Origin of the sequence: Flavobacterium sp. (assembly GCF_031423415.1) — a bacterium.
Taxonomy (GTDB): domain Bacteria; phylum Bacteroidota; class Bacteroidia; order Flavobacteriales; family Flavobacteriaceae; genus Flavobacterium.
On the sequence record NZ_JANPFL010000018.1, the window covers coordinates 43,084 to 56,394 of the forward strand.

Annotated in this window: 17 protein-coding genes; 15 read left to right on the forward strand and 2 right to left on the reverse strand. The window is 32.3% G+C overall.

What is annotated here, in order from left to right; genetic code table 11:
* Nucleotides 1–234: 234 nt before the first annotated feature.
* The 11 genes from rimK (at nucleotide 235) to RMO83_RS02385 (ending at nucleotide 9,697) form a co-directional block, all read left to right on the forward strand.
* On the forward strand, nucleotides 235–1,602 hold the full coding sequence (gene rimK / locus RMO83_RS02335; RefSeq protein ID WP_310558060.1) for a 30S ribosomal protein S6--L-glutamate ligase: 1,368 nt from the start codon (nucleotides 235–237) through the stop codon (nucleotides 1,600–1,602).
* A gap of 814 nt (nucleotides 1,603–2,416) precedes the next feature.
* On the forward strand, nucleotides 2,417–2,926 hold the full coding sequence (locus RMO83_RS02340; protein ID WP_310558061.1) for a YetF domain-containing protein: 510 nt from the start codon (nucleotides 2,417–2,419) through the stop codon (nucleotides 2,924–2,926).
* Nucleotides 2,927–3,121: 195 nt separating this feature from the next.
* Entirely contained in the window at nucleotides 3,122–4,174 is a 1,053-nt protein-coding gene (locus RMO83_RS02345; protein WP_310558062.1) for a site-specific integrase, read from the forward strand.
* A gap of 38 nt (nucleotides 4,175–4,212) precedes the next feature.
* Entirely contained in the window at nucleotides 4,213–4,398 is a 186-nt protein-coding gene (locus RMO83_RS02350) for a hypothetical protein (RefSeq protein WP_310558063.1), read from the forward strand.
* A gap of 246 nt (nucleotides 4,399–4,644) precedes the next feature.
* Nucleotides 4,645–4,971: a helix-turn-helix transcriptional regulator gene (locus RMO83_RS02355; protein ID WP_310558064.1), complete on the forward strand. Its 327-nt coding sequence runs from the start codon at nucleotides 4,645–4,647 to the stop codon at nucleotides 4,969–4,971.
* Nucleotides 4,968–5,978 carry a DNA (cytosine-5-)-methyltransferase gene (locus tag RMO83_RS02360; RefSeq protein ID WP_310558065.1) on the forward strand — a complete coding sequence of 337 codons (1,011 nt, stop codon included), beginning with the start codon at nucleotides 4,968–4,970 and terminating at the stop codon, nucleotides 5,976–5,978. Before RMO83_RS02355 ends, RMO83_RS02360 begins: the two co-directional genes overlap by 4 nt.
* Complete coding sequence (locus RMO83_RS02365; RefSeq protein ID WP_310558066.1) at nucleotides 5,959–7,011, forward strand: DNA adenine methylase; 1,053 nt, start codon at nucleotides 5,959–5,961, stop codon at nucleotides 7,009–7,011. Before RMO83_RS02360 ends, RMO83_RS02365 begins: the two co-directional genes overlap by 20 nt.
* The gene (locus RMO83_RS02370) at nucleotides 6,992–8,068 is read left to right on the forward strand and encodes an HNH endonuclease (RefSeq protein ID WP_310558067.1); all 1,077 of its coding nucleotides are present in this window, start codon (nucleotides 6,992–6,994) and stop codon (nucleotides 8,066–8,068) included. Before RMO83_RS02365 ends, RMO83_RS02370 begins: the two co-directional genes overlap by 20 nt.
* A 157-nt stretch (nucleotides 8,069–8,225) precedes the next feature.
* Nucleotides 8,226–8,612: a hypothetical protein gene (locus tag RMO83_RS02375; protein WP_310558068.1), complete on the forward strand. Its 387-nt coding sequence runs from the start codon at nucleotides 8,226–8,228 to the stop codon at nucleotides 8,610–8,612.
* Nucleotides 8,613–8,794: 182 nt separating this feature from the next.
* Complete coding sequence (locus RMO83_RS02380; protein WP_310558069.1) at nucleotides 8,795–9,481, forward strand: hypothetical protein; 687 nt, start codon at nucleotides 8,795–8,797, stop codon at nucleotides 9,479–9,481.
* Nucleotides 9,482–9,697 carry a hypothetical protein gene (locus RMO83_RS02385; RefSeq protein WP_310558070.1) on the forward strand — a complete coding sequence of 72 codons (216 nt, stop codon included), beginning with the start codon at nucleotides 9,482–9,484 and terminating at the stop codon, nucleotides 9,695–9,697.
* Between the two features lie 111 nt (nucleotides 9,698–9,808).
* Here the strand turns inward: RMO83_RS02385 and RMO83_RS02390 are convergent, their stop codons facing one another.
* The gene (locus tag RMO83_RS02390) at nucleotides 9,809–10,300 is read right to left on the reverse strand and encodes a thermonuclease family protein (protein ID WP_310558071.1); all 492 of its coding nucleotides are present in this window, start codon (nucleotides 10,298–10,300) and stop codon (nucleotides 9,809–9,811) included.
* Between the two features lie 97 nt (nucleotides 10,301–10,397).
* Between RMO83_RS02390 and RMO83_RS02395 the strand changes: the two genes are divergently transcribed.
* The 4 genes from RMO83_RS02395 (at nucleotide 10,398) to RMO83_RS02410 (ending at nucleotide 12,230) form a co-directional block, all read left to right on the forward strand.
* On the forward strand, nucleotides 10,398–11,201 hold the full coding sequence (locus RMO83_RS02395; RefSeq protein ID WP_310558072.1) for a hypothetical protein: 804 nt from the start codon (nucleotides 10,398–10,400) through the stop codon (nucleotides 11,199–11,201).
* Between the two features lie 68 nt (nucleotides 11,202–11,269).
* On the forward strand, nucleotides 11,270–11,722 hold the full coding sequence (locus RMO83_RS02400) for a DUF5675 family protein (RefSeq protein WP_310558073.1): 453 nt from the start codon (nucleotides 11,270–11,272) through the stop codon (nucleotides 11,720–11,722).
* A gap of 12 nt (nucleotides 11,723–11,734) precedes the next feature.
* Nucleotides 11,735–11,998 carry a hypothetical protein gene (locus RMO83_RS02405; protein WP_310558074.1) on the forward strand — a complete coding sequence of 88 codons (264 nt, stop codon included), beginning with the start codon at nucleotides 11,735–11,737 and terminating at the stop codon, nucleotides 11,996–11,998.
* The gene (locus tag RMO83_RS02410) at nucleotides 11,988–12,230 is read left to right on the forward strand and encodes a hypothetical protein (RefSeq protein WP_310558075.1); all 243 of its coding nucleotides are present in this window, start codon (nucleotides 11,988–11,990) and stop codon (nucleotides 12,228–12,230) included. Before RMO83_RS02405 ends, RMO83_RS02410 begins: the two co-directional genes overlap by 11 nt.
* A 185-nt stretch (nucleotides 12,231–12,415) precedes the next feature.
* On the opposite strand, the gene RMO83_RS02415 is transcribed toward RMO83_RS02410, so the two are convergent.
* Complete coding sequence (locus tag RMO83_RS02415; RefSeq protein ID WP_310558076.1) at nucleotides 12,416–12,838, reverse strand: DUF6943 family protein; 423 nt, start codon at nucleotides 12,836–12,838, stop codon at nucleotides 12,416–12,418.
* Nucleotides 12,839–13,311: the final 473 nt, after the last annotated feature.

The window sequence follows — 13,311 nt, forward strand, 5'->3', positions numbered from 1 at the left end:
TATATCTTTGAAATTATTGATTTCGTGGTTATTTTTTTGACCGCACTTAATGCGAAGCTGAGCGTTGAGCACTAAAAACAATGCGTTCTACTTGACCTAGGTTTATACCCAAAGAACCAATCCTTTACAATCACTGCAATTCGCTTCTCATTGATTTAACCGTAATTTAACATCCCAAGTGCTGCAATCGCTATATATTTACATTGAATTAAGTTGATATTTTAAAACTCTTTTATGTTACAAGACAAAATCATTTTAGGCAGCGAAGAATGGTGTACTTTTCCTGAATTAGGTATACCTTCTATCAAAGCGAGGGTAGATTCGGGAGCCAAAACCTCAGCGCTTCACGCTAAAAATATAGCTCCATTTATCAAAGAGGGTCAAAATTGGGTCAGATTTGACATCAATCCTATTCAAAATAATGTCAAAACTATTATTCACTGCGAAGCGCCTTTGGTCGATAAAAGAATTGTAAAAAGTTCCAGTGGTTTTAGAGAACAACGCTATGTTATTCAAACTGCATTAGAAATTGGAAATTCAAAATGGGTTATCGAAATGACTTTGACCAATCGAGATTCGATGGGTTTTAGAATGTTATTGGGTCGTGAAGCGATGAGCGGAAGAGTGCTAGTGGATCCTGAGCAACAGTATCTTTTAGGACAAACTACCACCGATATTTTAAAGGAAGTCTATAAAAATGCTGTGAAAACCAGTTCGGGTTTACGCATCGGGCTGCTGGCCAGTAATCCTGAATTGTATAGCAACAAACGCATTATGGAAGCGGGTGAAATGAGAGGGCACGAAATGCACTTCTTAAATATAAAGGAATGCTATATGAAACTCGATGCTAAAACGCCCGAAATTCATTATCGTGGTGGCATTATTTTAAATCAATTTGACGCCATTATTCCAAGAATTCGCCCAAGCATTACCTTTTATGGCTGCGCTTTAACCCGTCAGTTTGAGGCTTTAAATGTTTTTTGTTTGAATTCTTCGACAGCCATTACCCAATCGCGTGATAAACTATTCTCACTACAATTGCTATTGCATAGCGGCATCGACATTCCTACAACAGGTTTTGCCAATTCCCCGCTGGACACCAACGACTTGATAAAAATGGTTGGCGGTCCGCCATTAATCGTGAAATTACTTGAAGGAACTCAAGGAAAAGGAGTTGTTCTAGCCGAAACCAAAAAAGCGGCAGAAAGCGTAATTAACGCCTTCAAGAGTTTGAATGCAAATATACTAGTGCAAGAATTTATCAAAGAAGCCAACGGAAAAGATTTGCGTTTGTTTGTCGTTGACGGCAAAGTAGTGGCAACTATTCAAAGAGAAGCAATGCCAGGCGAATTCCGAGCCAACATACATCTTGGTGGAACAGCCTCAGTGATAAAACCCACTGCCGAAGAGAAAAAAATTGCCATTCGTGCAGCGAAAGCCATGGATTTGAAAGTTGCAGGCGTAGATATTATACGCTCTACAAAAGGTCCTTTGTTACTCGAAGTGAACTCCTCTCCGGGACTTGAAGGAATAGAAGGCGCCACCAATAAAGACATTGCGGGCGAAATGATTATCGCTATAGAAAAGAACATTAAAGTGTAATTTTTTGCTGTTCTCGTTGATGATTATTATTTTTGGTTCTTCTGGGTTTTGTGTGAACTAATTAATTAGATTCAATCTTCCACCCCTATAGGTACCGCTGTAAGCGTCCCTACTCTCGTGCGTTGAGACTCCTACGGAGTGACAAATAGCTTTATATTTTGTGCTTTTTAAATGATTTCGTTCTTTTTTATTTTCACACAAAACCCAGTAGTACCTTATTTTTTATGCTTTACATTATATGTATGAAATCAGTCAAACTTTAGGCGTCTGTTGGGATGTTTTATTAAAAAATTACTCAAAGAGACCGATGGATGGCTATTAATAAAAGAGTAAATTGATAATTAGTCGTTAGTTTGAGTGATTCCGCTTTTGGGCGGGATTGAATCGTAAAGCTGTCGCAGTACTAATCAAAATCACTCGAAGAGACGAAGTACCTTTATCCCAATAAAATGTTCTAATTTCACGGTATTCGCTTTTAAAATTTAATGCCAGCTAAAATAAAAAACAAACACCACAGATTCACAGATTTTGAAAATAAAGAGCATGTTTATTACGCAAATTAATAAATCGAAGAGACGAAGTACCTTTATACCAATAAAATAGTGTAATTTCACGGTATTCGCTTTTAAAATTTAATGCCAGCTAAAATAAAAAACAAACGCCACAGATTCACAGATTTTGAAAATAAAGAGCATGTTTATTACGCAAATTAATAAATCAGTGTCTTTTAATAGATTTTGGCACTTTAAAAATCTGTGAATCTGTGGCAAACTTTTTAAAAGCGAATGCCCTAGTGTAATTTTAAACAAAAAATATGAATCCTTATTTTGACATTATTATTCGAAGTGCTGCCGTCTATTTTTTTATGCTCATCGCTTTACGACTTTTCGGCAAGAAGGAATTATCACAACTCAACACCGCCGATGTTATTCTAATTTTGTTGATTAGTAACTCGGTTCAAAATGCAATGGTAGGAAGCAATACGAGTCTTTGGGGTGGTTTGGCCGCAGCTACTGTACTTTTTTTTATCAATTTTACTTTAAAAAAACTAATGTATAAATTCCCAAAATTCAGAGATTTTATGCAGGAAAAGCCAGAAATTTTAATCCACGACGGGAAAATAGATTTCAAAGCTTTGAGCAAATTAAACATCACCCACGATGAATTAAAAGAAGCGATACGAGAACACGGACTGGAACATTTTTCGGATGTAAAGTTGGCAATGCTGGAAATCGACGGCAATATCAGTATCATTTCTGGTACTAAAAACCTTCGTCAATCGCATTACAAAAGGTTGAAACGCACCAAAAAATCAATAGGGTAAGGTACTATTTTAGATTGCAGATTTTAGATTGCAGATTTCAGATTTCAGATGTAAACAGAGACTGGACAGAATTTTGTTTAAACTCTAAAGATATTAGACAACATTTTGTGTAAATTCTAAAAATGCGGATTGATTTTTTAGAAGGTTTTTGGTTTCGTAACAATTGATTATTTTAGCAAAACAAAACAATTGATTATGAAATGGGAAGCTAAAGTGATCACACACCGTAAGGAAAAGCGAATAGCCGTTTATTTCGAAAAAAATGCTGAACTAATTGCTCGAATAAAACAAGTGGAAGGCGCACGATGGAGTCAATCTCTAATGGCGTGGCACCTACCAGATACCGATGAAAATAGGCTGCGGTTTAAGATTGCGTCCAGCGACGGAAAATCGGCATTGTCGCAAATTAAAGAAAGTAATCAATTGGTTTTGAAACGTTTTATCGAGGAGATACAGCTGAAGGGTTACAGTGCAAATACGCTCAAAACGTATCGCAATGAATTTGGGATTTATTTGAATTTCTTGAAAGAAATCCCAGCCGAAAGCTGCACTGTAGAAGATATTCGCAACTATATTTTGTATTGCATCAACGAACTAAAACTAACAGAAGCGACCATTCATAGCCGCATCAATGCCGTCAAATTTTATTACGAACAAGTACTACGAAGAGAACGATTTTTAATAGAAATTCCTCGTCCCAAAAAACCATTGCAATTGCCCAAAGTCATAGCACCTGCCGACATAAAAAGGCTTTTTGCAACCACAGATAATGTAAAACACAACACCATGCTCAAGCTGTGTTATGGTTTGGGACTACGAGTTTCAGAAATTGTGAATTTAAAAATAAAGGATATCGATAGTAAAGCAATGCAGGTCTTTATCGAACGAGCCAAGGGCAAAAAAGACCGCTATGTCAATTTGCCTCAAAGTATCCTGCCGCAACTTCGGCCTTATTTTACAGAATATAAACCCAAAGTATATTTGTTTGAAGGACAATATGGCGGACAGTACAGTAGCCGCAGTGCGCAACAGGTTTTTAAAAACGCAATGCTGAAAGCAAAAATCAACAAAACAGTGGGTATTCATAGTTTGCGCCACAGTTTTGCAACACATCTATTAGAGCAAGGCACCGATATCCGATTCATACAAGAACTCCTAGGGCACAGCGACATCAAAACGACCCTGATTTATACCGAAGTAAGCGACAAAAGTATTCGGAAAATTATTAGCCCATTAGATAATTTGTAATACAAATTTTCCTATTTTTGGATTTGGAAATATAGATTATGGAAAATAGTAAAACAGACGAGAAAACTAAAAGTTTCGACACCGTTAAAACTTTTAGGGAAATTAAAACTAAAATTTCGGAAGAAACTTATGGGATGAGTATAGCTGATTTCAAAAACTATTTAAGTAAAAAAAGTAGCGAGTTTCAGAACGAACAAAAAGCATTATCGACTAAGAGCGAATAAATGCTAAGAGCGACAACATAAATAAACGCAATGCGTTTATTTGTGTTGTCGAAAATAAAAAATTAAAAATCAAGTAATTAGATATATTGTAGCTTCTGGAGTTGCGTATATTTATGAGTTGTACCCAATGCTATTTGACGACCTCGTAAAATAGAAAATTTCAAAAAAAAATCTAATAAAAAAATATTTGTGTGAACTTTTTTTATAAATTTGTCAAAAATTGACAAGTCTATAAATAAAAGTCATATGAAAGAAAGTTTTGGTAGTTTTATAAAAAAGTTACGTGTTGAAAATAATTTGACACTAACCCAGCTTGCGGCTAAATTAGATTTAGATTCTGCAAACTTGAGTAAAATTGAAAATGGCAAACGAGATTTTGATGAAAAGAGATTAGTATTATTATCTGATACTTTCAAAATTGAAATTGACGAATTAAAAAAAGAATATTTTGGAGATTTCATTGCTCGAAAAATATATGATTCAAATTGTTCAGAAGAAATATTATTAGTAGCAGAAGAAAAAGTAAAATATCTACGTTCAATAAATACTAAACAAATAAATTTAGATTTATGAGAAACGAAATAAATTACATTGACCTTTTTTCAGGTGCTGGTGGAATGTCATTAGGTTTTGACCAAGTTGGTTTTAATAATATTTTTTCAATAGATATTGAACCAAGATTTTGCGAAACTTATAATACAAATTTCCCAAAACATAATCTTATCCAAAAAGATATTTCCAAACTTTCCAATGAAGAAATAAAGTCATTAATTGGAAATCAAATTATTGATGTAATAATTGGCGGTCCACCTTGCCAAGGTTTCAGTATGGCTGGAAATATCGGAAGAAAATTTATTGATGATTCAAGAAATCAATTATTTAGAGAATTTGCAAGAATAGTTGAAATAGTTCAACCTAGTTACTTTGTTATGGAAAATGTTGCTAGACTTTTCACACACAATAAAGGAGAAACAAAAAAAGAAATTATTGAGCTTTTCAAAAAAATGAATTACAACGTTGATTGCAAAGTTGTAAATACAGCAGATTTTGGAATTCCTCAAGTTAGAAATAGAGTTTTATTTATTGGAAATAGAATTTCCAATAATATTGTCTTTCCAACAAAAACAATTGATAAACCGATTTCAATTAAAGAAGCTATTGACAAACTTCCTAAACTTAAATCTGGAGAAAAATCAAAAATTCCTAATCATATTTCTATGAATCATTCAGAACAAATGCTTGAAAAAATGAAATATGTTTCAGATGGCGGAAATAGGAACGAAATTCCGGAATTAATAAGACCAAAAAGTGGTGATGTTCGAAAATATATAAGATACAAGAGCACAGAACCTGCGGTTTGTGTAACTGGTGATATGAGAAAAATATTTCATTATTCTCAAAACCGAGCATTGACGGTTAGAGAATTAGCAACGCTACAAACTTTTCCGTTAGATTTTATATTTAAAGGTTCTACAATTTCTCAGCAACAACAAGTTGGAAATTCAGTTCCTCCAATTTTAGCAAAGGAAATTGCATTAACAATTAAAAAAATGATGAAAAATGATGAACAAATTTCCTAAAATAAATTTCATTGGCAATAAAGAAAAAATTGCTAAATGGATTACAGATTATTTTCCAAAAGATGCGGAAAGTGTTTTTGATGCTTTTTCAGGTGGAAGTTCTGTAAGTTATCAGTCTAAAATGAAAGGATTAAAAGTAATTTCTAATGATATTTTAGAAATAAACTATTTACTTTCTAAAGCTTTAATTGAAAATAATTCAACTAAACTTTCTTATGAAGATGTAGAATTAATATTTTCGGGAGAACCTAAAGAAGGGTTTATGTTCAATCAATATTCAGAAGTATATTTTTTTCCAAATGAATGTAAAGAACTTGATTTATATAGAGAAAATATTGAAAAATTAGATTCAGAATATAAAAAAGCTCTAGCTTTAGTTTTAATGCGTCGAGCAATGGTTCGCAAAATGCCTTATTCTCGTTTTAATATCAATTGGGAAAAAATCGTACAATTGAGAGACGAAAAGTACAGCTATGAAAAATATAAAAGAAAAAGAGCTTATCACAATCAATCATTTAAATCGCATTTTATTGAAAACGTAAGTGAATACAACAGAGCAATTTTTGATAACCTTAAAGATAATTTATCATTAAATGATGATATTTTTAATGTGCTTGATTCTGTTGAAGCGGATATAATTTATTTAGATCCTCCATACACAGGAACAATGAATAACTATTTTGGCTTTTATGGTATGCTAGATGAGTATATTGTTGGGAAAAAATTGCAACCTTTTGAAAATAATTTTATTGATAAAAAAACTTCAATTGAATTATTTGATAAATTATTTTCAAAATTAAGCAATTTCAAATATTGGTATTTAAGCTATAACAACTCATCATATCCGACCAAAGAGCAATTAATTGAACTTTTAGAGAAATATTCAAATAATGTTAAATTAGTTGAAAAACCACACGTCTATAAAATAACTGGTAAAGAGAATAAAAAGATAAATTTAGAATATTTATTTATTGTAGAAAATACTAATTTAACATCCAAAAAAAATTATACTTATGAGCGAGCAGAATTATGAGGAATATTGGAAATTAACCGTTGAATTTACAGACATTAATGAGGATAAGTTTATTGGAACATTAAGTATTATTGTCGAATTTATTGATGCAAATTTAGGTCTTGAATATAGTCCTAAATTATATAAAGAACTTCAAGTAGAAGTTTATAACAAATATCCAAAAGTAGATTATGGATCTATTAGAAAAAGTATAAATCAATTTGTAAAATTAGGTTTTATAGATTTTCAATTAAAATCTTATCATATAAATACTAAAGAATTTATTGAAGCCAAAACTGATAGAAAAAGAAAAGCTATTTTTTCTAAGATTTTTTATACAAATTCTAGTTTCAATAAAAGTGTTACAAATGATTCCAATAAAAAAGAAATAAATTTCTTGATTAAAACATTGGAAAATATTGGAAAACTACATAAATCAGATATTGAAGCAATGATGTTAGTTGATATAGAAAACGTTGATAAAGGTTACTTAACATATGATGAGTTAGTTCCTTTTAAAGCAGAAGCTGAAAAGATTGATTTTAAAATTAGAAAGTATAACCAAGTAGGATATTTATTTAATTTTTTAAATAAGCTAGATGATGTTGTTTTTGTAAAGAATGAATTATATTTTGAGGAAGATGCTCGAAGAATTTTCGGTGATGAATTGAAGGAAGAACGTAAATTAAGAGATCCTTATTTACATAGATTGTATAAAATTCAATTGCAAGAAGAAAGTGTACTAAACTTTAATGATACAAAATGTATGGTTGAAAAACTAGCTTATCCAATACTAATAGCAAGCCACATTAAACCATTTATTAAATGTGACGAAAATGAAGCATATGACGTAAATAATGGAATTTTATTAAGTAGAAACATTGATACTCTTTTTGATTTAGGATACATAACATTTAATGATAATGGCCAAATTGTTTTCGCATCACATTTAAAACAAGATGTCAAAGATTTTATAGCAAATTATTCATTAGACAGTAGATTCATAAATAAAAAAAGAATTGAATATTTGGAATATCACAGAACCGAAGTGTTTGAAAAAAGGTATAAATACGCATAAACAAGCACTGGGTACAACAGCGGTTTGGCAATATGGCGGGTTTTGGGCTTAATTTGAAGATGGTTTTGTACCTGCAAACTCCGTGTTTAACCGAAAGTTTCGGCTTCCTAAACCGCCACATCGCCAAGCTGCAAAACGTTACCAGAAAATTTTAAAAATGGAAGAAATAAAAATACTTTACAATAAAAAGCAGCAAAAATTCTTATTCCTATATGGAATGATAATGTTGACGCTTGGTATCATCTCATTATTAAACAATGCAAGTTCAAAATCGAATTTTGGAATTGTAATTGGAATAGTCTCATTATTGATTTTTGTAGTTAGACATTTTGGTAATTATGGAATTATCAATTCAAACCAAATTATTAAAGGAAATTTGTTTAAGACTGTAATTAAGCAAAATGAAATTACAAATGTCAAAATGTTTGCTGGCGACATTGAAATTTACAGCAAAAAAAATAAAATCATCTTTGACAAAAATCAAATTGACAAATCAAATTTAACAGAAGTGGAAGAATATTTTAGAGAGAAAATTTTAAAGTAAATCTTCTGGTAACAGCCGTTTCAAGAAATGGCGAAAAATGTGCAAAATTCACATTTTTCTTCCGCAAGAATTTTTATCTTAGTGGAAAATATGTCGTTACGAAGTTCGCCACTTCATGAAGCGGCGGAACGTTAGCGGTAAGGCGCCAAAAAAACGTAAAATAGAAACTAAACAGAAAAAAAATGATATTTAGAGCACAAGCACAATTTACTCAAACTTTATTAAATTTACCAGAAACTGGAATGGGCTATCAAATTATTGATGCAAGAAAAAGTGGAAGATATGCAACAGAAAGATTTGTAGTTTATAATGGAGAATTAATCGTTGAACTTGATAGTAATTTTAATGCTTACAAACGTCAAATAGTATTAAATAGTTATACCAAAACATTTAGTGCTTCAAACTTTATTGCATTAGAAAATCCAGTATTAGTAAAAAAAGATTTGATAAGAAGTGTCAGAACATTCAGCGCAATGAATATGATGACAAAAGACAGAAATCAAGGAACAACTGGAGCAGTTGACAATCAACCAATCTATGCAAATGGAACAGATGTATTTGTAAGACTTTCTGCTTATGAAGATGACCGTAGAATTGACTTTATAAATAAAAAATTAAAAAATGGAACATTTACAACAACTGAAAAAGATTATTTGGCGTGTAAAAACACCAATGATGATCCTGTTGATAGATATGCACTACCAAATGATGAAATCATAAAATGGGCATTTTATATAAGACCAACTTCATCAGATAAATATCGTCCTGGAGTTGTCCAACCTGCAAATAATCATAATGGTGGTGGAATTGAAGCGTTGTTTGATAATGGAACATCAAATAATACATACTTCAAAAAAACAGTATATTAAATGATAGCTAAAATAAAATTATCCGAAAAATTTATAACTAAACTTTCCGATTTGCCTGAACAAGGAATGGGTTATCAAATAGTTGAAATTATTTTAAAGAACGGAACTATTTTAAAAGAAAGAAAAGTTGTAAATTCAACTTACCTATTATTAGAAGAAAACGAAATGATAAAAAAATCAGAAATAAAAAATATTGAAATTCAACATTCCAATTAAAAACAAGCCCTACCGCTAACAGCTGTTTAACCTTATTACGCTTGTGAAGTATACATTTTATTGGTACTCAAAAAAATTAAAATTCCTTTAGTACAACATAAGTACAACAAATCAAAAACTTTTTACGGAACTATAAATACCCAGTTGATAAAGCTGCGCTTGGCGGTTCATCAATTGATATTCTGCGAGATTGCCGCAGTAATATTGTTGGGTTGCTTTTGCATACCCATTGATCAAAAGCAAATCATTCAAACATTCTCCTCCTGGTAATATTACATATCCTAGTTGTCTATTCCAGTAGTCGTAAAAGTTCTCCTGTTCTGTAACGATAGTTACAGCCGTTTTAGGCGGTGCAACCGACAAAACGAAGTGCAAGGATTGCAAACCAAATTGGAGCAATAATTGGGCTGGTAAACTGCTTTTCTCCTCATCCTCTTTCATCTTCCTATTTAGTTTTACTTCTGGCGCATCCAAGCCATAAAGACGGATTTCTTTTTTCATTTGAGTGAAACGATGGCTAATGATGATGCTATCGCCATCAAGGACTTCTTCAATTTGCCAATGGGTTTCCACTATGTACGGTGCTTTTGCGTTGTATTGCATTGATTTACAGTTATTTAAGTTATTGATAATCAAAGATAAACATTGAAATTTGTCTTATGAATTTTATCTAATTATTAACTTTTTAAATCTTAAAAAAATGGCAAGACAAAAAGGTGTTATTAAGTATGTTGGAACTCTTGGAGATATCCGACACTTTAAAATTAAAGGTCAGGAAGGCTACTTCGCTGGGATGGTTGGTGGACCAACTGGCGACCAAGTGTTGACTGCTCCTGAATTTGAGAGAACTCGTGAGAATATGAACGAATTTGGCGCTTGTGCTAAAGCTGGAAAAGCGGTTCGTACTGGTTTATCTCAATTGATGAAACAAATGGCGGACAGCCAAGTTACTGGAAGATTAACTTCTATTATGAAGAAAATCAATTTGGAAGACCAAACCGAAGCGAGAGGTTACAGAAAAATTGAAATTACCACACAACGCAGTTATTTGAAAGGTTTTGAGTTTGACAAAAACACTTCCTTTAATGGAATTTTCAACGCTCCATTTTCATTAACGCATACGCTTGATAGAGAAAGTGGTGATTTAGTCGTTCCTGCTTTTAATCCAGCGAATTTGGTCAATGCACCATCTGGTGCAACTCACTTTCGTTTGGTTACTTCGGTTTCAGTCGTGAGTGATTTTGAATACAACGCTACCACAAACAGCTATGATCCAATGGATGCTGACTTGAATGAGGTAAACGATATTCAATACAGTGGCTTCTTGGACTTGTACGCTCCAGTTCCTGCTACTACAATTACTGCAACTTTACCTGGTGGAGTTCTTCCAACAGTTAATACTTCAGTATTGCAATGCATCGGAATTGAGTTTTATCAACAAGTGGGAGCCAATTTCTACTTGTTCGCCAGTGGAAACTGCTTGAAAGTTGAGGATGCTTTTTAGAAAAGCATTTTACAAATCCCTCAACTTGTTTGGGGGATTTTTTGTTTAACATCAAATCTATTAATCCAATGGAAAGCAAAATAATAAGAGTAGCACAGGGAAAAGAAAGCACATTAAGCCAGTTGTATATCAACGGAATATTTCAATGTTATTTGTTAGAAGACAAAATTAGAGAAGTGAAAATTGCTTCGGAAACTGCCATTCCAAAAGGTGTTTTTAGTTTAAAGTTGAACACTTACGGAGCTAAAAATGTGGATTACAAAAAAGCTTTTGGAAAGCTTCACGAAGGAATGATTGAAATTTCTGGTTTGCCAAACTTCAATTTTGTGTATATCCATACTGGAAATACCATCAAAGAAACTGCCGGTTGTCCGCTTTGTGGTTTTGGTTTCCAATTTGTTGATGGTAATTTTCAAGTTTCTCAAAGTGTTGCAGCTTACAAAATGATTTATCCAAAATTGGTGGCATTGGCAAAAGAAGCTTCAAACAAAATTAGTATTGAAAATAATTTACAATTTTAAACCCATTATCAAATGGAAAATATCAATAACATCACGGTACTTTTTGGAACACTTATCACCTTGTTACTCTCGGTTGTAGCTTATTTTATCAAGCAATTACACACCGATTTTAAGAGTATGGGAAAAGATTTGGTTGAAGTAAAAACGATGGCTTTAATCATCAAAACCGAATTTAAAAGTGGTAATGATTTGCTGAACCAAAAAGTAGAATATTTAGAAAAAAGAGTACATAATATCGAACTAACAATTTTAAAAAATCAAGATTATGAAAAATAACAATTTGAATTTAGTAGAAAGAACCTTGGCACCAACACCAAAATGGTTTAAAATTCTTCGCACAATTGGAATTGCTTTGGCTTCCGTTGGCGGAGTGATCATCGCCTCTCCTATTGCTTTGCCTGTTGGATTGGTTTCGGCAGCTGGATATTTAGTTTTAGGCGGTAGTATTATTTCCGTAGTTTCTCAAACTGCTGTAAAATCGGAAGAAGAGCCGAAAATCATCCCTTAAAAATGGTTAACAACCACATTGAAAGCTCCGTAATTCGGAGCTTTTTTTGTTTTTAGTGATTAATAAAAGGGAATTGCTTTGCTTTTCTTCGATTTATTTAAGTGGTGCAATCGTATTGCACTTATGCTTTAGTTTGCTTGGGAACAAGGTGCAATCAATCCTAGTACGTTTGGACCAGGATTGATTTAACTTTTGCAATAACGGTACACAATGGCTCTGCGTAAATCGCTGATAAGATTAATGTTTTCGTGAAATTGATTTTCTTTTTGTTCTAAAAGATTTAAAGCTGCAACATTTTTTTGATGTTCTTCGTGTTCAACCATCATCAAACTTGCTTTTGGGCTAAATTCTTTTTTGAAATCTGAAAGGCGTAAAAATGGAATAACCGAACCCACTAAATGCTGATGCCAAAATTTAGTTTTCCATAAACTAAAAGCAATAAAAAATAGGCTTTCGCAATCTTCTTCGTTTTGAAAAATGACAACAAAGCTGTTAGTAAATGGCGTTTTCTGTGGCTTCCCGCTGTTCATCCCTTTGTTAAGTACAAATAAATGGGGTTTTGTGTAAATTGTTCCGACTTTGTGGGTTTTGATTATAAAATTCATCATACGTTCCGTTTTAAGATGATGTGCCTTGCTACCACAAGCCACACATAAAATTTTTAAAAGAAAAAAAGAAAAAAAAGAAAGTCGTACTTCAAGTGGAGGTTTCAAGAAAAACAAGTTTTTTAGAAAAAATACTACCCGATATATCATCGGAAATAGGAGCTTGAAATCGGAAGTGAATGTTGTTGCGAAACGGTAAGGGTGGAGATTTTTTCTAAAACCCGTAGGGCTTGAACTTTTTTTTCTTGAAACCGGAACTTACCTTTACTTTCTTTTATTTATTATTTTTTTTATTTTCTTCTAATCCGAGAAGTTTCTACTGAAGACTGATTTAAAAATGTTGATGATATAGCTGGTGTTCTTCGGAAAGGGTATTGAATTTTAAAGCAGGAAAAAGAAATATTAAATCGATTCCGATTATTTTTCTGCTTTAAAATTTAATACCCTTTCTTACGGTTTGATTTTGTGGGTGTGAT